This window comes from Pseudomaricurvus sp. ABR4_320 (assembly GCF_056159445.1).
Map to the genome: position 1 here is coordinate 12575 of NZ_JBSWVF010000027.1, position 20055 is coordinate 32629.

The window sequence follows — 20055 nt, forward strand, 5'->3', positions numbered from 1 at the left end:
CACTATCCCTTCATGGTACTCAGCATTGATTCCATTAAGGTATAGCATAGGGAAGCGCTTCGCGTTTGAACTTATTGGCGTCATTTTCGGCCGTTCTATGCTCTTCAGTTTGGAGTAATTCCCCTTCGGCCAATTCGCCGTTGACGATGGCAAGGCAGTCGCATCCATCTGCTCCAGCAACCGCGTTTACGACAGTTGCTGCCACTTTTTCACTGATATCGCTGTACAGATCTGATCCAGCAGAAGGGGCATCCCCATGACCGGCATGAAAGCGGTACATGTGTCGTTTCAACTGGCCTTTGTACTGCATGCGAGCGATGATTTCCTGGCCCGTGTAGCATCCTTTTGTGAAATTTATGCCAGCGATGGCAGGTGCGTGGAGATTGAGCCAGTGGGGCAGAAATTCACCACTGGTTGTGTCGGTAACCCAGCCTTTACCCGATAAAATTTCTGCGCGTTGCCAGAGTTTTTCGCCGTCTAGGAGGGGGTCATTTACCGCTCCTCGGGGCAGCGGTGCGGTGCTTGGGAGCCAGTATTCCATGCGCTCGTCATCGAGAGAGACGGCATATCCATCTTCAAAGGTTCCCGTCGTGTCTTCAGGGGGCTCGTCGGCGTTTTTCAGAACACCATAAATGTTAAAAGATTCACTAAGATCTTCCACATTGGCTTTCGAAAAAACAATGTATTTGCTTAGTGAAGCCAGGAGCTGCGGCAAAGTCGACGCGGGCAGTCGTATCATGAAATGATCGTCGGCAATTTTCAGAAGGTCGAAATTCGCAACCATACGACCTTTCGCGGTGCAATGGCAGCCATGCTGAAGCTGCCAGGGGGGCAGCGCCAGTACGTCACAACTCAACTGACCTTGAAGAAATTTGCCGGCGTCTTGTCCACGAACTTGCAATAAGGCCAGATGAGAAAGTCGGAAGAGCTTCTCGGTGGTGTTGTCCATGTGACTTTCATCCTGCATTCTGGGTTAAAATCGGTCCAGCCTCGCCTGCTGGATCTAGGCGGACTATAATCTCGCCCTCACAACACTTTCAACTGACTTCGGGATCTTTTGTGGAAAGAAATCGCCTGTTTTGGGCTAGCCGTCGAGGCATGCTAGAGCTGGACTTGGTACTCTTGCCTTTTCTTGAAAACGTATATGACAGCCTCGAGCAGGCGGATAAGGAGCGCTATCAGGCCCTATTGGAGTGTGAGGATCAGGATCTATTTGCCTGGTTTATGCGACGCTCCGAGCCAGAAGACGCTGAGTTGTGCAAGATTGTGCGTATTATTCTGGCAAATACAGGTCTGCAACCGTCGTAGGTGATTGGTAAGTCGGCTCTGTCTTAACTGGCGTTCGATCGATGGAAGCAGGAAGGGGCGAAGTTCTAACGGTTGGTCATTCTACCAGCGAGCGCCGAATTCTATGGGGGAGTTGGGGGCTATCCGTTGTTTTACTGCTGTGCCTGCCGCTGGCTTTGTGGATAAAAACCGGCTTCTTTGTCGTTTTTGTTTTCGTGGCGCTGGCGGTTTCAAAGGCGCAAATGATTTCATCGGCTACGCCCAGGTTAAGGGCGGTCCGCTTGACCGACGCAACTCATGGTTGTTATTTCGATTTCCAAGAGGAGTCTTCAGGGGCGTTTTATTGGCTTGTCAGCAGTTGGGTGCTCGCCGATCATCTCGTTCTGTTATCGGTAGAGAGGGAGTCCTCTTCGGATGCAGCGCCTGTTAGGCGCCAGCGTAAAGTGTCCGTCATTTTATGGCGCGACGCCATGAGTCCCAGGGCTTGGCATCGGTTTCGGGTCTGGCATCGCCGCGCCGTAACGTTTAAGTCGCTAGAATCCGCTCCGCGTTAGCGTCCGCTGACAAACAGCTGCTGTGCGGCAAAATTATTTGGCATTAGAATGGTGTCTCGAGCGAGTTCTTCAGTATTTGGGTAGTCGAGAGAGTAGTGAAGGCCTCGACTCTCTTTGCGCTGCATTGCTGAGCGGATGATCAGCTCGGCTACCATAGCCAGATTTCTCAGCTCTATGAGGTCATTGCCCACTTTGTAGTTGCTGTAGTATTCCTCGATTTCCCTCTGCAACAATTTTATGCGATGTTGGGCTCGTTCCAGGCGTTTCTGTGTTCTGACAATGCCCACGTAGTCCCACATAAAACGGCGCAGCTCATCCCAGTTGTGGGAAATGACAACGTCTTCGTCTGAGTCGGTTACGCGTGAGTCGTCCCAGGGGCGGGTGGGTTCAGGGAGTTCAAATTGGTCGATCGTGGCGGCAATATGCTGGGCTGCTGACCGCGCGTAGACGATACATTCCAGCAGAGAATTGCTGGCAATGCGATTGGCGCCGTGTAGGCCGGTGAAGCTGGTTTCGCCAATGGCGTAGAGTCGATCAAGGTCCGTCATTCCGTGTTCGTTCACCATAACTCCGCCGCAGGTATAGTGGGCGGCAGGGACGACGGGAATACCTTCGCGGACGATATCAATATCGAACTCCAGGCAACGAGCGCGAATATTGGGGAAGTGGGTTTCAATAAACGCTTCGGACTTATGGCTAATGTCCAAGTAAAGGTGGTCAGATCCGAGCCGCTTCATCTCATGGTCAATCGCTCTTGCGACGATATCTCTTGGCGCTAACTCGCCTCTCGGATCAAATTGATCCATAAAGCGTGTACCATCCGGTAGTTTTAGATGAGCCCCCTCGCCACGTAAGGCCTCAGTAACCAGGAAGGCGCCGGCTTTTGGGTGATACAGGCAGGTGGGGTGAAATTGATTAAATTCCATGTTCGCTACTCGGCATCCTGCTCGCCAGGCCATGGCAATGCCGTCCCCGCTCGCACTTTCGGGGGTGCTGGAGTAGAGGTATACCTTGCTGGCCCCGCCGGTTGCCATGATGACCGTTTTTGACTGGAAAAGATTTACGCTATCGCTATCGCGGTCGTACACGTAAGCGCCACTACATACCATGCGGCCGCTCTTAGGGTCTGGTGCGGTTGTTAGATCAACCGCGTAGTGATTTTCAAACGTCGTGATGTTGGGGCGTTCTTTAACCTGTTCGATCAGAGTGCTATGGACGGCCATGCCCGTGGTATCGGCGCTGTGGATGATACGCCTGTGGCTGTGGCCTCCCTCCTTAGTTAAATGGTATTCTCCGTCCTCTTCGCTGCGGGTGAAGCTGACACCAAGATTGATCAACCACTCGATCGCGGCCTTACTGTTTTCTACCGTAAAACGTACGCTATCCGGGTGGCAAAGGCCCGCGCCTGCCGTCAGAGTATCCTGTACGTGGGCTTCAACAGTGTCGGTGTCATCGAGAACGGCAGCGATGCCACCCTGGGCATACCAAGTGGAACCCTGGTGAAGGTGGCCTTTACTCAGTACGGCAATTCGATAGTTGTCCGCTAAACTTAACGCCAGCGTGAGCCCGGCGGCGCCACTGCCGATGATCAGAACGTCGTATTGATGAAATTGCTTTACCATGAGTTCGCCTGCGCAAAATGACACGTCAAGCGCGTAGTATATACACGCGACTTCGCCGACGATATATGATGATTCGTTAACGTTATATCTCTAATGGTAGATATTCGACTTTTTTGTGGTGATTGGCCGAGATTTACCCTATATCCCTGAAAACAGTGTAGTTAATGAACTTTATAACTAAATTTGGGTCTGGCCTTAAGCCCTTGACTGGTTGGTGTTGCTCTGAGGAGCTGCTATCTATTGATGATTCAGAAATCATTCATATATCGCAACCATAATTGAAATGAAGTAAGGCTTTGGAGAGCAGAATGACAGCGCAGAATGCGCCGGACAGTGACCAACAACTGGTAGAGCGAGTTCAGAAAGGAGATAAGCGGGCGTTTGATCTGTTAGTTCTCAAATATCAACACAAGATGATTTCTGTGGTGAGTCGGTACATTCACGACTCACATGAAGTGTACGATGTCGTTCAAGAAGCTTTTATTAAAGCCTATCGGGCATTGCATAACTTTCGCGGTGAAAGTCAGTTTTATACCTGGCTCTACCGTATCGCGATTAATACGGCCAAGAATTATTTGGTGTCTCGGGGTCGGCGTCCGCCGCTTACGGATGTTGATGTCGACGAGGCAGAATTTTATTCTGGTGGTGATCTTCTCAAAGATGTGGATACACCGGAGAACAACCTATTTCGTGACGAGCTACAGGCAGAGGTCGATAAAGCGATTCGGAATCTACCGGAAGATTTACGCACGGCGGTTACTCTTAGAGAGCTTGAAGGCTTGAGCTACGAAGAAATTGCTGATGTTATGGGGTGCCCGGTCGGTACCGTGAGGTCGCGAATTTTTCGCGCCCGGGACGCTATTGACAAATGTATTGCACCACTGATGGATCGCACGAGAGATTGACGCGGTTGATGTCCAGGTATTAAAAACCTTTGCGTTGCGGATGATAATTATTCTAAACAAATCGTCGAATTAACCAAAAAATGTGCAATAAATTCAAAGCGTCACGTGAACTTTTTGACATTTGCAGCTTCTAAGGTTTTGCTATAGGGGGTTGAATACCTCAATAAGCAAACTGCTTCAACTCTGCTATTTTTAGATCAAAAGTTGGCATGACTAAGGTCTAAACTGATTGGTTGTGGCAAAAAAACTATAAATTTTTGCGAGCCGGTTATTCTGATACTCGCATCATCGTTTTGTACTTTGTGTTTCTTGATCAATTTTCGCCGATTTGGTAGGAACTTTGTTGAGGCGCTGTACTCTGTGTCGTGAGACTGATCGCTGTTTGACCAAAACGGACAGCGAATGAGGCAAGGGCTTCTAATAAAGTGTGTTTGGTTTTAATGAAGACAGTACCTGGCGAATCATACGGTCTGTCAATGACAAGAACATTTGTTTGGGTAGGATTTATTCAATAATGGTGAGTGTTGGGGAACGGGATAGATCTCCGGGCTTAAGTTGGGAGGGCGTTATGCCTGAAGTCGACAAAAGTATCTGTGAGTCAATATCAGCGATGGTAGATGGTGAAGCCTCTACTATGGAGCTGCATCGAGTTTTAAAAGCTGGGGAAAGCAACTCTGGTGTACGTGAAACCTGGGCCAGATATCAGATGGTCAGCGCGGCTATGCGCGGCAAGTCTGATGGTTTGACGATTGATTTGTCCGGCGCTATCCGGGATGCGATTGATGAAGAGCCTGAGGTGGTTACTAAGGCTGATGCTCGCAAGCCCATGTGGATAACCAATGTGTCTAAGATGGGGATCGCTGCCTCGGTTGCAGCCGTTGTGGTTCTCAGTGCACAGTTTGCCGGAGATTCTATGACATCCTCGCCAGCTCAATTGGCTGATATGGAGCGGGTGTCTGATCAGTCGACGGACGCGGCGGTTCGTAATGGTGCTCAGTCTGGTCCAGCGCCAGCGGTGCAGCCGGAGGGTATCAATGCTCGTACGGTCAGTAACCAAGTGAGTGTACCTGTCTCTTCTCCACGCTATCCCGTTGTACCTGGTGCAGGCGTTTCCGTTAGCAGTACACCCAGTCCCGAGGTGCAAGAGTACTTGCAGCGGGTTATGGAGCTGCAGGCTGGCAATTCGGCTCTGAACAGTGGACGCGGTATGTTGCCTTATGCGCGTGTGCCTGCTTCCGAAACAGAATAGGTCCCTCCAAAGGGCTGACGGGGGCTCTGGCAGGTTTGCCAGGGCGCCCATTGCACTTTCCCTAGCGCAATTCTTATAGGGTTCTATGGTAGCCTTCGCTTTTTTCCGTTATTTGCCCGTCGCAGTACCCTCAGTCCCATCAGTTCGCTCCATTTTTAGCTATATCTTTCTTGTTCTCGTTGGGCTTCAGTCTATTGCTCACCCTGCTTTTGCTGATGAGTACGAAGAGTCCATTAATCTGCTCAGTGAAATGTCCAGGGCGCTGAGAGAAAAGGACTATCGAGGCATTTTCATTTACGAGTACGCGGGTGTATTACGGACCATGCGGGTGACGCATCACGTTAGCGATGGTCTCGAATATGAGTATCTGGATAATGTCAGTGGGCCGGAGTTGCGCATAGAAAGGCGTCGTTCAACGACAGAATGCGTGTCGCCGGCGGATCGACTTTTAAGGGGAATGGGCGCCCGGTCAAACAGCGAGTTGTATGGCTTGAGCCAGCACTATCATCTGTATTTGCGTGATTCAGAGCGAGTGGCTGAGCGGGATGCCAGGGTTTTGCGTATCGTTCCCAGGGACAAGTATCGATATGCCTACAGTTTCTCCATTGATAAAGAGACGTCTCTGCCTTTGGTTGCGATTATCTTTAGTCAAAAATCAGGGCAGGTGCTCGAGCGCTTTCAGTTTGCCGATTTGGATATGACGCCTGATGACGAGTGGGTAAGTGGTGTGCAGTCATCCGACCACATCAGGCGCCCGGAGTGGCCGAAATGCTCAGCTGAGAGCAGTGCGGAAGAAGGGCCTTTCCCCTGGGCTGTAAAGTGGGTCCCCAGCGGCTTTGTTGACGCGGGACATGGCCATATCGATGAGTTGGGTGATGTACAATTCTTCACCGATGGGTTGTCGTCATTCACCGTATTTGTTAAGCCTCAAGAGGCAAAAATGGCGGTTCAGGGGAAGGCTCAGCGCGGGGCTACGGTTGCCTTTCTCACCCAGCAAACCTTTACTGTGGGCAACTACATGGTAACGGTTGTTGGTGAAATTCCCGCTCTCACAGCCCAGCGTATTGCGGGCAGCTTGCAGCCCCTGATGCCCACAGAAATGGAGCAGAAAACACCGGGTTCTTGAGTGCTAACCCCTTCAGCCGCTATAGTCTTAACGTGTTAGATGGCTGGAACGGGGGGCGTGATGATTACTGAAAGCGGTCGAGTCGTGTTAGTCGAGCAGGATTGTCTATGGGTCGAGACTATTCAGAGGTCGGCCTGCGATACGTGTTCATCAAAAAAGGGCTGTGGTCAGCAGGTCATTTCCCGGTGGTCTCGAAAAAATAATTTTATACGTGTTCTGCTTGAAGGGCGTGACCCAGAAGAATATCGAATCGATGACGACGTGGTTATCGGCATTCCTGAAAACATTATCGCAAACAGCTCTCTGCTGGTGTATCTGACGCCATTAATCGCCATGATCATCGGTTTGGGCGTTGCTGACAGTATTGGTGGAAGCGAGGCTGCAGCCATGTTTGGTGCACTAGGGGGCTTTCTGGCGGGGGCGGCACTGGTTTATCTCTATAATGTGCGGCATAAAAACGACCCTCGATTTCAACCGGTTATCGTCGATCAGCAGAGAGCATTGCTTTGCGACCCATAAATAGCTCTCTGCGACGCAATGGGTTGTCTACCCGTGGGGTGCGACGAGTTTTGGGCTGCCGTCTATTATGTAACGTATCGTAAAATAAGGTTAACTCCGGATTTTTTCTGCGTTTCCATTATCTAGAGGAAGACATCCCAGTTTGTGCGATGGCTTACTATTTTTTTTCGTGATCTTCCCGGCCGGTTTGTTTGGCCACTCAAGTTAATAACGAGAGGTTGATTTTGCAGAGTTTGATGATTTCCGCGAGTCGCTATGTGGCTGCTCGTATGGCGATTTTAGGTATCTTAATGGCACTGATGAGTGTTAACGCAAGCGCCAAGGCCGGCCTGCCGGATCTGACAGATATTGTCGAAGACGTTAGCCCGGGCGTGGTTAAGATTACGACGGTAGAGACGATTCAGGCGAGCCCGCAGTTCAATGGGCCTCAAGGACAGGAAATTCCGGATATATTTCGGCACCTGTTTGGACCTGAGGGGATTCCAGAGCAGAATCGCCAATCCATGGGGTCAGGTTTTATTGTTTCGGAAGATGGCTACATCATCACCAACAATCACGTGGTTGAAGGCGCAACTGAGATTCAAGTGCGTCTGACTGATCAGCGGGAATACGACGCAGAAATTATCGGTCGTGATGAGCGCTCCGATCTTGCGCTGCTGAAGATTGATGCCACCGACCTTCCAGCGTTGAAACTGGCTGAGGGCGATAATCTCAAAGTTGGTCAGTGGGTGTTGGCCATCGGCTCTCCGTTCGGGCTTGATTTCTCTGCCAGCGCGGGCATTGTCAGTGCCATTGGGCGCAGTATTCCCAGTGAGCGTAATGAGAACTATGTTCCTTTCATTCAAACCGATGTCGCCATCAATCCAGGTAACTCTGGCGGGCCGCTGTTCAATATGGATGGCGAAGTTGTCGGCGTGAATTCTCAGATCTACACCCGCAGTGGTGGCTCGATCGGTCTGTCATTCGCCATTCCGGTGAGTGTCGTTCATGAGGTCGTGACTCAGCTGAAAGAGAAAGGTCGCGTCGATCGTGGCTGGCTCGGGGTCGTTATTCAGCAGGTTGATAGAGACCTTGCGGAGTCCTTTGGACTGGATAAGCCTGTAGGGGCGTTGATTGCCCAGATGGATCCTACTGGACCCGCCGCCAAGTCTGGCCTACAAGTTGGTGATGTTATTACTAAGTTTGGTGACTCAGAAATCCGTACCTCAGGTGATTTGCCACATATTGTCGGTGCTATTGCTCCCGGAACATCTGTAGACGTAACGGTTATGAGGAAAGGGAAATCTACTATTATTCCCGTCACAGTTGGTACGCTTGGTGGTGATGAGTTGGAGGCCTCAGCTGAAAGTCGTGAGTTTTCTGGCGATAAGCTCGGTGCGTTGGTTTCTGAAATTGAACCCGAACTCGCTGAAGAGTGGCAAATGGAGGGCGGTGTCCTCGTCAAGCAGGTGTCCAAAGATGGTCCAGCTGCTCAGGCAGGGTTGCAACCAGGAGATATCATTGTGCAATTGCGTTTTGATGACATCTCGACGTTGAAAGATTATCAGAAGGCAGTCAAAAATTTACCGGAAGACACCCTGGTTCCCATTCGTTTTTATCGGGAAGGTCGGGCGCTCTTCCGCACGATCCGCTTGTCTGAAAAGTAACTTGGCTTGGAGGGTGGGGTGTCATGCCGCGCATGGCACCCTTTTCGCAAATGGGGTAGACTTGCGACCCGCTGCGGTATGCCCTAACAACAGTGCGTATCTAAGAACTTCAATCCGGGGTGCCTGGTCAGGCATCCCGGATTTGGTTGTGCCTGACACTTTTTGACGACTTCGACCGGGACAGTAATTACACTGTGACAGACCTGAGCCATATCCGTAATTTTTCCATTATCGCCCACATCGATCATGGTAAATCCACAATCGCCGACCGCTTCATTCAGGTTTGTGGTGGCCTTTCCGATCGGGAAATGGCCGCACAAGTACTCGACAGTATGGACATTGAGCGCGAGCGCGGCATTACCATCAAAGCTCAGAGTGTGACTCTGGATTATCAAGCTTGCGATGGCAAAGTGTACCAACTCAACTTCATTGATACTCCGGGGCATGTTGACTTTACCTATGAAGTATCCCGTTCGTTGTCTGCCTGTGAAGGCGCACTGTTGGTTGTCGATGCTGCTCAGGGGGTTGAAGCTCAATCTGTCGCCAATTGCTATACGGCAATTGAGGAGGGGCTCGAAGTCATTCCTGTGCTCAACAAAATTGATCTGCCCCAGGCTGAGCCTGAGCGTGTTGCGCAAGAAATTGAAGAAGTTATCGGCATTGATGCCACGGAAGCTGTGCGTTGCAGTGCTAAATCTGGCGTTGGAATCGAAGACGTTTTAGAAGAGTTGGTGCGCTTGGTGCCACCTCCAGAAGGAGATGTCGAGGCACCGTTGCAAGCTTTGATTATTGATTCCTGGTTTGACAATTACCTCGGTGTTGTCTCTCTCGTTAGAGTTAAGCAAGGCACGTTGCGAGTTAAGGACAAAATTATCACCAAGAGCATTGGCAAGGCTCATGTCGTTGATAATGTGGGCGTCTTTACCCCGAAAATCAAACAGACCGGCGTTTTAAAAGCCGGCGAGGTCGGTTTTGTTGTTGCGGGAATTAAAGACATTTTGGGTGCTCCCGTTGGCGATACGATTACTCACTCAAAAACTCCTGAAGTAGACGCCGTCCCCGGTTTTCAGCGAGTCAAACCGCAGGTTTATGCCGGCTTATTTCCAGTCAGTTCAGACGATTTTGAAGCTTTTCGAGAGGCTTTGGCAAAACTAACCCTTAACGATGCAGCGCTGTTTTATGAGCCGGAAAGTTCCGATGCGCTCGGTTTTGGATTTCGCTGTGGATTTCTCGGCATGTTGCATATGGAGATCGTCCAAGAGCGACTTGAGCGAGAATATGATCTAGATCTGATTACTACCGCGCCAACGGTTGTCTTCCAAGTGGTGAAGTCCGATGGTGAAGTCATCGAAGTGGATAACCCCTCGAAGCTACCCGATCCTGGGGCAATCGAAGAAATGCGTGAGCCCATTGTTCAGGCGAATATTCTCGTGCCTCAAGATCATTTGGGACCTGTCATTACACTCTGCAGTGAAAAGCGTGGCGTACAGAAAGACATGCAGTATATGGGTAGCCAGGTTGCGGTTACCTATGAGTTGCCAATGAATGAAGTGGTCATGGACTTCTTTGACCGCTTGAAGTCCGTGAGTCGCGGGTTTGCGTCTTTGGATTACAGTTTTGATCGATTTGAACCGGCCAAATTAGTGCGTCTCGACATTTTAATTAACGGTGAAAAAGTCGATGCCCTCGCTCTGATTGTGCACAGAGATAGCGCCCAATTTAAAGGTCGTGCGATTGCAGAAAAAATGAAGGATCTGATCCCTAGACAGATGTTTGATGTCGCTATCCAGGCGGCCATTGGGGGGCAGATTGTCGCGCGGACAACCGTTAAAGCATTGCGTAAGAATGTAACCGCAAAATGTTACGGTGGTGACGTCACCCGTAAGAAAAAGCTGCTGGAAAAACAGAAGGCAGGTAAGAAGCGCATGAAGCAGGTTGGTAGAGTCGAGATCCCTCAAGAGGCTTTCCTTGCCGTGCTGAAGGTGGACGAATAATTTTCAGAGAGCAGCAAGGCAGCTTGATTTAATGGATATCAATTTTCCTCTTATTCTGGTGCTACTGGTGTTTGTCAGTGGCTTGATTTGGCTTTTCGATCTGATTTTTTTGGCCGGAAAGCGCCGCAGTGCGGTCGCCAGTGCCAAGGCTCAGTTTCCCGAGGGGGATAACACCAACGACGAGGCCTCACGCGAGGCGCGTGAATTAGCGGTTAGCGCGGCAGGTCGCGAGCCGGTGATGGTGGAATATGCCAAGTCATTTTTCCCCGTTTTATTTATCGTCTTGGTTTTGCGTTCTTTTCTCGTGGAGCCGTTTCAAATTCCATCAGAATCCATGGTGCCGACGCTGAACACCGGGGATTTCATTCTGGTTAACAAATATACCTACGGTATCCGCTTGCCGGTCGTGAGAACCAAGGTTTTTGACATCAATGAACCCAAGCGTGGCGATGTCATGGTGTTCTTTCCTCCTCATCGGCCAGACACTTATTTTATTAAGCGTGTCGTCGGGCTGCCTGGTGACGAAATTCACTATGTCAATAATGTCCTCTATGTGAATGGGGAAAAACAGCCTCAGCATTTGGTTGCATCACTGCCGGCGGGCGACCCTCAATATCAAATTATGAAGGAAAGCATTGGCGAGAAAGAACATCTGATGCGCAAGCAGATGCAACCCGGAAGGCTCAGCGTTCGTGGGCACTGGATCGTACCCGAAGGTCACTATTTCATGATGGGTGATAATCGCGACAACAGCTCAGACAGTCGCGAGTGGGGGCCAGTATCCGAAGATGCGATTGTTGGTAAAGCCTTTGCTGTGTGGATGCACTGGGACTCTTTCTTCAGTCTGCCAAGCTTTAGCAACGCGGGGCGTATTGAATAGTTGCTAGGTCTTGGCGGAGTAGCCGGGCTTTTGCGCATGAGCAGTGTATGCCGTTGTCGTCAGATGTTTCATTAAGCATGGTTGGCATTTGAATGCTAGAATTTTCTATGTATTTGAATGCCAATCGGTTTTCTCGATTGGTAGAAGTCTCCCAACATACAGAAAGTAAACGGAGTTCGTATGGTTTGCTCCTATAAGCGGCAAGCAGGAATGTCGTTGTTGATGTGGCTCGTTACTTTGGGCGTCGCCGGATTTTTTTTGCTTTGTGCATTCCGTATTATTCCGACCTATGTCGACGATCGTTACCTGAAAAGTGCTTTACGCAACCTCGGGCAAAGCGAAACCAATGTCGATGATATGACGGATGATGAGATCCGTAAAAAGCTTGGAAACTTCTTCATGGTGAATAACATCAGGAATTTTTCCACAAAAGACGTTAAAATTGAGCGTTTGCAGGGGCACACCCTGATTCGGCTTGAGTACGAAAAGCGTGTGCCAATTCTTTATAACATCGATGCGGTAATGTCTTTTCACAATGTTCTCGACAGTTCAAATCCCGGAGCTTGCTGCGACCCTTTCGCAAAATGACAGGTTAGGCGCTTGTGTCTGAATTATTAAGGCGCCGTCTCTGTCAGCGAATTCACCATGATTTCTCTAAAGGTGAGCTCCTCACTACCGCATTGACCCATCGCAGTTTCAGTGCAGATCACAATGAACGTTTGGAGTTCCTCGGTGATTCTGTACTGGGTCAGATTGTCGGTGAATGGCTATATCGACGTTTTCCCGAAGCGACCGAAGGTCAGTTAAGCCGTCTTCGCTCTCGTCTTGTCAAAGGCGATACCCTTGCTGAAATGGCCAGAGAGTTTGATCTGGGTCCTTGCATTCGACTGGGGGAAGGCGAGCTTAAAAATGGTGGTCAACAGCGCAGCTCAATTCTCGCAGATTGTGTTGAAGCGATCATCGGCGCCATATATCTCGACAGCGATCTTCGAACGACTGCGGATGCCGTGCTGACTTGGTACAAATCCCGTCTCGACACCTTGAAATTAAGCAGCTCCACCAAAGACCCAAAAACCGAATTGCAGGAATACCTGCAGGCCCGCCGAGAGCCACTACCCGATTATGAAGTTGTCGAGACCACTGGAGATGCCCATGAACAAACGTTTAAGGTTCACTGCAAAGTGGCGCCATTGAAGCAACCAACGATTGCTTCAGGCCGTAGTCGTCGTATCGCCGAAAAACAAGCAGCCGCCAAGGCTTTGGCAATTTTGCGTGGGGAAATGTCATGAGCACGGATACCGAATTTCGCTGTGGATATGTCGCTATTGTAGGTCGCCCCAATGTGGGTAAGTCGACATTGCTTAACCATATTTTGGGACAAAAGCTCAGCATTACGTCCAGAAAGCCACAGACGACACGGCACAATATTGTCGGTGTGAAGACCAGTGCCAATGCACAGGTTCTTTATATCGATACACCAGGATTACACAATAACAACAGCAAAGCGCTTAATCGTTCGATGAATCGATCTGCAAGAGCGGCGTTGAAAGATGTGGATGTGGCGGTATTCATGGTAGATCGCCTACGATGGACAGAAGAAGATGAACGGGTTGCGGAGAGACTGGAACATTTTGAAGGCCCGCTCATCATCGCAGTCAACAAAGTCGACATGTTGGAGCGTAAAGAGGACCTCTTACCGCAATTGCAATCGTTAAGTGAGCGCTTCCCAAACGCTGAAATTGTCCCCCTTTCTGCATTGCAATCGAAAAACCTTGATCGCTTTGAAAGCTTGGTGGAATCCTTTTTACCGATTTCGCCGCCGTTTTATCCCGAAGATCAATTGACGGATCGCAGCTCTAAATTTCTTGCAGCTGAAATCGTGCGGGAAAAAATAACGCGTCAATTGGGAAATGAACTGCCTTACCAAATGGTTGTAGAGATCGAAGAGTTTAGTCATGAAAATGGCGTGCTTCATATATCAGCTTTGGTATTGGTGGAGCGCGATGGCCAAAAGAAAATACTCATCGGCAACAAGGGCGACAGGCTCAAAAAAATTGGGGAGCAGTCGCGTAAGGATATGGAGGCGCTGTTTGACAGTAAGGTCATGTTAAAGACCTGGGTCAAAGTCAAAGCCGGTTGGTCGGATGATGAGCGTGCACTCAAGAGTCTTGGTTTCGATTGAGTAATCTCTGTGGCGTTTGGCGTTTTTCTCTCGCGATAGCCCTCTTGGTATAAGGGGATAGTCAGTGCAGGTCAATCTGGAATCCGGGTATATTCTGCACTCCCGACCGTTTCGAAATACAAGCCTGATCTTGGATTGCCTGACCCTACATCATGGTCGTCTCAGCCTTGTCGCGAGAGGCGTACGGTCGGCGCGATCAACCGATAGAGCATTGCTTCAGCCATTTCATCCTCTGCTCTTCTCCTGGCGTGGTAAAAGCGCAATGAAAACGATGATTCAAGTCGAGCGAGGCGAAGCAACAAGGCGCTTAGTTGGCGTTTCTCTCTATGCGGGTTTTTATCTTAATGAACTGGTGTGTCGGATCGTGCCAGAACACGATCCCAGCGAGACCCTCTACGATATATACGAATGGTCACTCTCTCGATTGGCTGATGGTGATGCGCTGGAGCCTGTGCTGCGTCAATTTGAATTTTCGCTTCTTCAACTATTGGGGTATATGCCTGATTTGACCCTGGAACTCATGTCAGGCACGGAAATTAATGCATTAAAAGAATATTATTGCGATCCAGAAAGTGGCTTATTGGAATCATCGCAAGGTCAGTTTCCGGAAAGGTATTCAGGGCGGGCTTTGCTGGCAATTGCTAACGAAGACTACTCTGAGCCGGAAACTTTGCGAGCAGCGAAGCGGCTTGCTCGTCAATTGTTAAAGCCTCTACTCGGAGAAAAGCCACTTAAAAGCCGTGAATTATTTGCGAATATAAGGCCATCATGATTATTGGACTTGGCACGGATATCGTCGAGACTCAGCGTATCCTCGATGTATTAGATCGACTGGGTACCGGTTTTGCCCAACGAATTTTAACCGATTTCGAACTGCAGGAGTTTTCCAAGACAAAGCAGCAGGGCACATTTCTTGCGAAGCGATTTTGTGTCAAAGAGGCTGCGTCTAAAGCTCTGGGGACAGGAATCGGTCGAGGCGTCTCTTGGCAACATATTCAGATTGAGCATTTACCGACAGGAGCCCCCCTCCTAAAATTCTCAGGAGGGGCGCAGTTACGGTTTGCCGAGCTGGGAGGGCGTTCCACATGGGTCAGTGTCTCTGACGAAAAACACTATGTAACAGCGACGGTCGTGCTTGAATCCTGTTCCTGAGCAAAGGAGATATCCGGCAAGTTTACTGACTGTCGGACAACGATCAATTCAAAAAACCTGTCACATTTCTTACAAGAATTGCTTATGAATTATCCGACTATTGAAGCATGTATCGGTAACACGCCGCTCGTTCGATTGCAGCGTTTACCAGGCAATACCACCAATACTGTTCTCGTTAAACTGGAAGGCAATAACCCCGCGGGCTCCGTTAAAGATCGTCCGGCCTTATCGATGATCCGACAAGCTGAGTTACGTGGGGAAATACAACCGGGTGACACACTGATCGAAGCAACCAGTGGTAATACGGGCATCGCTTTGGCCATGGCGGCGGCCATAAAAGGGTATCGGATGATTTTAATCATGCCGGAAAATGCGACAGAAGAGCGCAAGGCCGCAATGACAGCATACGGCGCTACGCTAATTCTGGTCAGCCGGGAAGAGGGGATGGAAGGCGCTCGCGATCTCGCGATGAAAATGCAGAAAGACGGTGATGGAAAAGTTCTTGATCAGTTTGGAAACGGAGATAATCCACTGGCCCATTACCAATCGACAGGGCCTGAAATTTGGCAGCAGACTGGTGGAACCATAACCCATTTTGTTAGCTCGATGGGTACAACGGGAACAATCATGGGAACTTCGCGTTACCTTTTGGAGCAGAATCCGAAGGTTCAGATTGTGGGCTTACAGCCAGAAGACGGTGCTAGCATCCCTGGAATTCGTCGCTGGCCGAAAGAATATCTGCCATCAATTTTCGACGAATCTCGTGTAAACCGAACCATCAACATGGATCAAACGACGGCCGAGAATACGATGAGATCCCTCGCGCGCGAGGAGGGTATTTTTTGTGGTGTTTCCAGTGGTGGAGCTGTCGCCGGCGCGTTGCAGATAAGTCGAGAAACGGAACATGCTGTGATCGTTGCTATTATTTGTGATCGTGGTGATCGCTATTTGTCATCGGGTGTTTACCAGCCATGATTGAGCCGACGTTGAGTCTCCGGGTGCTAATGTTGACGGTTTTATTTTTATCCGATCGTTGAAAATTGTATGAACGATCAGCAGGCGCGCTAGCAAAGCAATAACTCTATGGTACGTTTTTTTAAACATGCGGATAAATCCCGTCGCGGATCCGCAAAGAGCAACGCAATTCATAAACCGCTCGAAATCGTCGGATTTTCCAGTGAAGGCAGAGGTATTGCCAAGCAGCAAGGGCGAACGGTTTTTGTTGACGGTGGCCTGCCGGGTGAGCTTTGTACCGTGAAAAAATATACCGCACGTAAGTCCTATGATGAATGTGCTGTCGCGGATGTTTTACGCCCTTCGAAGTTTCGTCTCGAGCCTTCTTGCCGTCATTTTTCTCAGTGTGGAGGCTGCCAATTGCAGCACTTAGATTGGCGTGAACAAGTCGATCTTAAATCACAAGACATGCTGTCTCTGTTCCGACGAAAATACCAATTGCAGTCGAAAGAGCACTCTGAGCCTATAGCGGTTCTACCGTTTGAATACCGAAGCCGGGTTCGGCTGCGAGTTGATAAAAAGGGGCGCCTTGCTTTGGTGGAAAAAGCCTCGCAGCGGCTGGTGCCGATTACTGAATGTCCTATTCTTGCCGAGGAATTGCAGTCGCTATTGCCCTCGCTACAAACGTTTGTGAGCCAATGTTATAAAGATCCGGCTATTCCCTATTGCTTTGGCCATATCGATCTGATCGAAGCTCTGCCGAAAACACAGTGGGTTATCAGAGTTTTGCAGGAGGACTCGTGTTCTCCAGAAAGGATTCAGCAGGTCTGTCAGAGTATCGCCGAGAAGTTGCCTTCAGAGCTTTTTGCTTTGGTGAAATGCTGGTTACAGTTTGAAAATAAGGGCCGCTTGATTCCTGTGCCACTTTTAACTTCAAATGATGAGGTTTCTTCAGAGGTTGCCGATGAGGGCTGCTACTACAACTTGCAGAATGGTCATTGTCGGCTGTATTTTGCACCAAATGGTTTCACGCAAAATAACCGTAAGGTTAATGATGCTTTAGTTACGCAGGTTTTATCCTGGCTGGCACCTTCCTCATCCGATAGATTGCTGGATCTTTTTTGTGGCAATGGGAATTTCACAATTCCCGTTGCCAGTCGAGCGCATTCCGTCGTCGGTATTGAATGCCAACCACAGTCTCTGGCCTTGGGACAGCGCAATGCGGAAGTGAATCAACTGTCTAATATCGAATTTGTCTGTGCGGATCTTTTTTCAGAGGCGGATATCGACTCCATTAATCTCACCGAATACGATAAAATATTGTTGGATCCGCCGAGATCCGGCGCAGAATTGATCTGTCATCGCCTGGCAAAACATCGGTTTAAGTGCCTTGTTTACGTCTCTTGTAATCCGTCGAGTTTTGCTCGTGACGCTAAAATTTTGGTGGATGCCGGTTATCAGTTACAACATTTGCAAGCGGTGGATATGTTTCCCCAGACGGCACATTTAGAAAGTGTGGCATTGTTTGTGCCTTCCAATTAGCCGATAAGGGCGACTGGATAGGAACAATGGCGTTTTAGTTTCTATCATTACCCAGAATAGAGAACTCTATGATTGTTGCGGCAAGGTATGGGCCATGGCCTAGTGCTGAGTGCTTCATCTGTTCTATTTGCCAGAGTACATAAATTTTATCATGGTCAAAGTCAGAGACGATCACCCCATTTCGGCGGATGGTAACGTCGACATCGATGCGTGGATAGCACGCATGCACGGAATCAATCCGCTCACTGAAAACGATGCACAATTGCTTCATACCGCGTGTGAAGTAGCGCTTCAAGCAAATTTGAGCGGAAAGAGCAAAGTGTCTTCTTGGGGAGAAGGCGCCAACAGTTTTCTTACTGGGCTGGAAATGGCCGAAATTCTGGGTGATTTGCATCTGGATTCGGAAACCTTGCAGGCGGCATTGCTGTATCGGTCCGTCCGTGAAAGTAAAATATCATTACATCAGGTGAGAGAGACATTCGGCGACGGCGTCGCCAAGTTGATCAAAGGCGTATTGCGTATGGCGATTATTACGACATTACGCAACGATAGTGATGAATCTGTACTGGGTACCCCGTCCCAAGAGCAGTCAGAGAAAGTGCGCAAAATGCTGGTGGCAATGGTCGACGATGTTCGAGTTGCCTTGGTCAAGCTGGCTGAAAGAACCTGTGCAATTCGTGCAGTGAAAAATGCCGATGGGGTCAAGCGCCGCCGTGTAGCGAGGGAGGTGGCTGACATCTATGCGCCTCTTGCTCATCGCTTGGGCATTGGACATATTAAGTGGGAGCTAGAAGACCTTTCGTTCCGATATTTAGAACCCGAAGATTATAAAACCATCGCCCGACTATTGGACGAAAGGCGTGTCAGCCGGCAAGAATTCATTCATAGGGTGATTGATATTCTTCAGGGGGAGTTGCAGAGCGCCGATGTCCAGGCGGATATATCGGGTCGAGCCAAACACATCTATAGTATTTGGCGAAAGATGCGCCGTAAGGATATCGGCTTCTCGCAAGTTTATGATATTCGTGCGGTAAGGATTCTGGTACCGACAGTACGCGATTGTTATTCTGCATTGGGTATTGTTCATACGCTGTGGCGTAATATTCCCAATGAATTTGATGATTATATTGCGTCGCCTAAAGAGAATGGCTATCGGTCATTACATACTGCTGTCATCGGGCCGGATCGCAAAGTATTGGAAGTCCAAATACGCACCCATTCGATGCATGCGGAAGCAGAATTCGGTGTTTGTGCACACTGGCGTTACAAGGGGACGGATAACGAATCCAGTGAAGACAGCTATGAACAGAAAATTGCCTGGTTGCGGCAAGTTCTAGAATGGCATGAAGAATTGGGCGGGATTCCCCTGCAAGATGATCTAAGTTCCGGCGTGGAACAAGATCGCGTTTATGTGTTTACCCCCGATGGACATGTCATTGACTTTCCTCAGGGATCTACACCGCTTGATTTTGCCTATCGAGTCCACACTGAGGTAGGGCACCGCTGCCGTGGCGCGAAGGTGAATGGCCGTATTGTGCCATTAAATTATGCGCTCAAAACTGCGGATCAAGTTGAGATTCTTACTGGTAAGAACGAGGCTCCGAGTCGCGATTGGATGTCTTCTGCGCTTGGCTACCTTAAAACCTCCCGCGCCAGAGCCAAGGTTCAACATTGGTTTAAGATGCAGGCTCGGGAACAGAATATCGCAGAGGGGCGCGCTATTCTTGACAAAGAATTTCGTCGCCTGGCTGTCGATGAGTTGGATTACGAACAGCTTGCCCGAAATCTCAACCTGGTTGGTCTGGATGATCTCTACGCGGCAGTGGGTGCCAGTGATATTGGTGTCGGTCATGTGGTGAATGCCGCACAGAAATTGATTTCTCCGACAAATGTTCACGACCCCGTCATTAGTTTGGTTGGTCGCGCCTCTCAAGCTAGTACAGAAAAGGACATCTTTATCGACGGTGTCGGCAATTTGTTGACCCATATGGCGGGATGCTGCACGCCGGTTCCTGGCGATGCCATTATCGGATATATCACGTTAGGACGAGGTGTCTCTGTTCATCGGCAAGATTGTAGTAATGTTTTACAGCTACAATCGGACGAACCAGAACGAATAATCAAAGTCGACTGGAGTGAAGCTCCACAGAACAATTACTCAGTTGAGGTGATGATAGAAGCGTTTGACCGCCACGGTTTATTGCGTGATATCACGCAACTGCTCGATGCTGAGCGTATCAATATTAGCGCCATGCAAACCCTGTCGGATAAACGCAAAAATACGGTAGACATGCTGATTACTTTGGAAATCGGCAGTTTTGGTGAATTAAGTCGGGTTTTAAGCCGATTAAATCAACTGCCTAACGTCGCATCTGCACGGCGTAAGCATCAGTAGTTCGTCATGGAAAGAGATAAAGCTGTCGACATTTTATAAGGAAAAATA

General features: G+C 49.4%; 19 protein-coding genes. 17 read left to right on the top strand and 2 right to left on the bottom strand.

Going from position 1 to position 20055, the window contains the following annotated elements:
• Positions 1 to 34: 34 nt before the first annotated feature.
• On the bottom strand, positions 35 to 949 hold the full coding sequence (ygfZ, locus tag ACXAFR_RS25675) for a CAF17-like 4Fe-4S cluster assembly/insertion protein YgfZ (RefSeq protein WP_475182619.1): 915 nt from the start codon (positions 947 to 949) through the stop codon (positions 35 to 37).
• Between the two features lie 110 nt (positions 950 to 1059).
• On the opposite strand from ygfZ, the gene ACXAFR_RS25680 reads away from it, so the two are divergent.
• Together ACXAFR_RS25680 and ACXAFR_RS25685 are read left to right on the top strand one after the other, a co-directional pair.
• Entirely contained in the window at positions 1060 to 1308 is a 249-nt protein-coding gene (locus ACXAFR_RS25680) for an FAD assembly factor SdhE (protein ID WP_475182622.1), read from the top strand.
• Positions 1309 to 1349: 41 nt separating this feature from the next.
• A complete protein-coding gene (locus ACXAFR_RS25685; protein WP_475182624.1) occupies positions 1350 to 1841 on the top strand; it encodes a protein YgfX in 492 nt (163 codons plus the stop codon).
• Here ACXAFR_RS25685 and nadB read toward each other — a convergent pair.
• The gene (gene nadB, locus ACXAFR_RS25690) at positions 1838 to 3463 is read right to left on the bottom strand and encodes an L-aspartate oxidase (RefSeq protein ID WP_475182627.1); all 1626 of its coding nucleotides are present in this window, start codon (positions 3461 to 3463) and stop codon (positions 1838 to 1840) included. The two genes, ACXAFR_RS25685 and nadB, sit on opposite strands and share 4 nt — an antisense overlap.
• 308 nt (positions 3464 to 3771) lie before the next feature.
• On the opposite strand from nadB, the gene rpoE reads away from it, so the two are divergent.
• The 15 genes from rpoE to relA all read left to right on the top strand — a co-directional run bounded on the left by rpoE (position 3772) and on the right by relA (position 20007).
• Positions 3772 to 4368: an RNA polymerase sigma factor RpoE gene (gene rpoE, locus ACXAFR_RS25695; RefSeq protein ID WP_475182630.1), complete on the top strand. Its 597-nt coding sequence runs from the start codon at positions 3772 to 3774 to the stop codon at positions 4366 to 4368.
• Positions 4369 to 4936: 568 nt separating this feature from the next.
• On the top strand, positions 4937 to 5617 hold the full coding sequence (locus tag ACXAFR_RS25700; RefSeq protein WP_475182631.1) for a sigma-E factor negative regulatory protein: 681 nt from the start codon (positions 4937 to 4939) through the stop codon (positions 5615 to 5617).
• Positions 5618 to 5702: 85 nt separating this feature from the next.
• Positions 5703 to 6743, top strand: coding sequence for a MucB/RseB C-terminal domain-containing protein (locus ACXAFR_RS25705; RefSeq protein ID WP_475182634.1), 1041 nt, complete (start codon positions 5703 to 5705; stop codon positions 6741 to 6743).
• 60 nt (positions 6744 to 6803) lie between these two features.
• On the top strand, positions 6804 to 7262 hold the full coding sequence (locus ACXAFR_RS25710; RefSeq protein WP_475182635.1) for a SoxR reducing system RseC family protein: 459 nt from the start codon (positions 6804 to 6806) through the stop codon (positions 7260 to 7262).
• Between the two features lie 236 nt (positions 7263 to 7498).
• The gene (locus ACXAFR_RS25715; protein WP_475182637.1) at positions 7499 to 8908 is read left to right on the top strand and encodes a DegQ family serine endoprotease; all 1410 of its coding nucleotides are present in this window, start codon (positions 7499 to 7501) and stop codon (positions 8906 to 8908) included.
• A gap of 194 nt (positions 8909 to 9102) precedes the next feature.
• Positions 9103 to 10902, top strand: coding sequence for a translation elongation factor 4 (gene lepA / locus ACXAFR_RS25720; protein ID WP_475182640.1), 1800 nt, complete (start codon positions 9103 to 9105; stop codon positions 10900 to 10902).
• A 31-nt stretch (positions 10903 to 10933) separates the two neighbouring features.
• A complete protein-coding gene (gene lepB, locus ACXAFR_RS25725) occupies positions 10934 to 11782 on the top strand; it encodes a signal peptidase I (protein WP_475182643.1) in 849 nt (282 codons plus the stop codon).
• Positions 11783 to 11962: 180 nt separating this feature from the next.
• Positions 11963 to 12370 (top strand): DUF4845 domain-containing protein, encoded by a 408-nt coding sequence (locus ACXAFR_RS25730; RefSeq protein WP_475182645.1) that lies wholly within the window; start codon positions 11963 to 11965, stop codon positions 12368 to 12370.
• 14 nt (positions 12371 to 12384) lie between these two features.
• Positions 12385 to 13071 (top strand): ribonuclease III, encoded by a 687-nt coding sequence (gene rnc, locus ACXAFR_RS25735; protein WP_475182648.1) that lies wholly within the window; start codon positions 12385 to 12387, stop codon positions 13069 to 13071.
• Positions 13068 to 13964 carry a GTPase Era gene (gene era / locus ACXAFR_RS25740; protein WP_475182652.1) on the top strand — a complete coding sequence of 299 codons (897 nt, stop codon included), beginning with the start codon at positions 13068 to 13070 and terminating at the stop codon, positions 13962 to 13964. Before rnc ends, era begins: the two co-directional genes overlap by 4 nt.
• A 64-nt stretch (positions 13965 to 14028) precedes the next feature.
• The gene (recO, locus tag ACXAFR_RS25745) at positions 14029 to 14736 is read left to right on the top strand and encodes a DNA repair protein RecO (protein WP_475182655.1); all 708 of its coding nucleotides are present in this window, start codon (positions 14029 to 14031) and stop codon (positions 14734 to 14736) included.
• Entirely contained in the window at positions 14733 to 15116 is a 384-nt protein-coding gene (acpS, locus tag ACXAFR_RS25750) for a holo-ACP synthase (protein ID WP_475182658.1), read from the top strand. Before recO ends, acpS begins: the two co-directional genes overlap by 4 nt.
• Before the next feature lie 84 nt (positions 15117 to 15200).
• Positions 15201 to 16091: a cysteine synthase CysM gene (cysM, locus tag ACXAFR_RS25755; RefSeq protein ID WP_475182660.1), complete on the top strand. Its 891-nt coding sequence runs from the start codon at positions 15201 to 15203 to the stop codon at positions 16089 to 16091.
• A gap of 108 nt (positions 16092 to 16199) precedes the next feature.
• Entirely contained in the window at positions 16200 to 17612 is a 1413-nt protein-coding gene (rlmD, locus tag ACXAFR_RS25760; protein WP_475182662.1) for a 23S rRNA (uracil(1939)-C(5))-methyltransferase RlmD, read from the top strand.
• A gap of 151 nt (positions 17613 to 17763) precedes the next feature.
• Positions 17764 to 20007, top strand: a complete 2244-nt coding sequence (relA, locus tag ACXAFR_RS25765; protein ID WP_475182664.1) for a GTP diphosphokinase — start codon at positions 17764 to 17766, stop codon at positions 20005 to 20007.
• Positions 20008 to 20055: the final 48 nt, after the last annotated feature.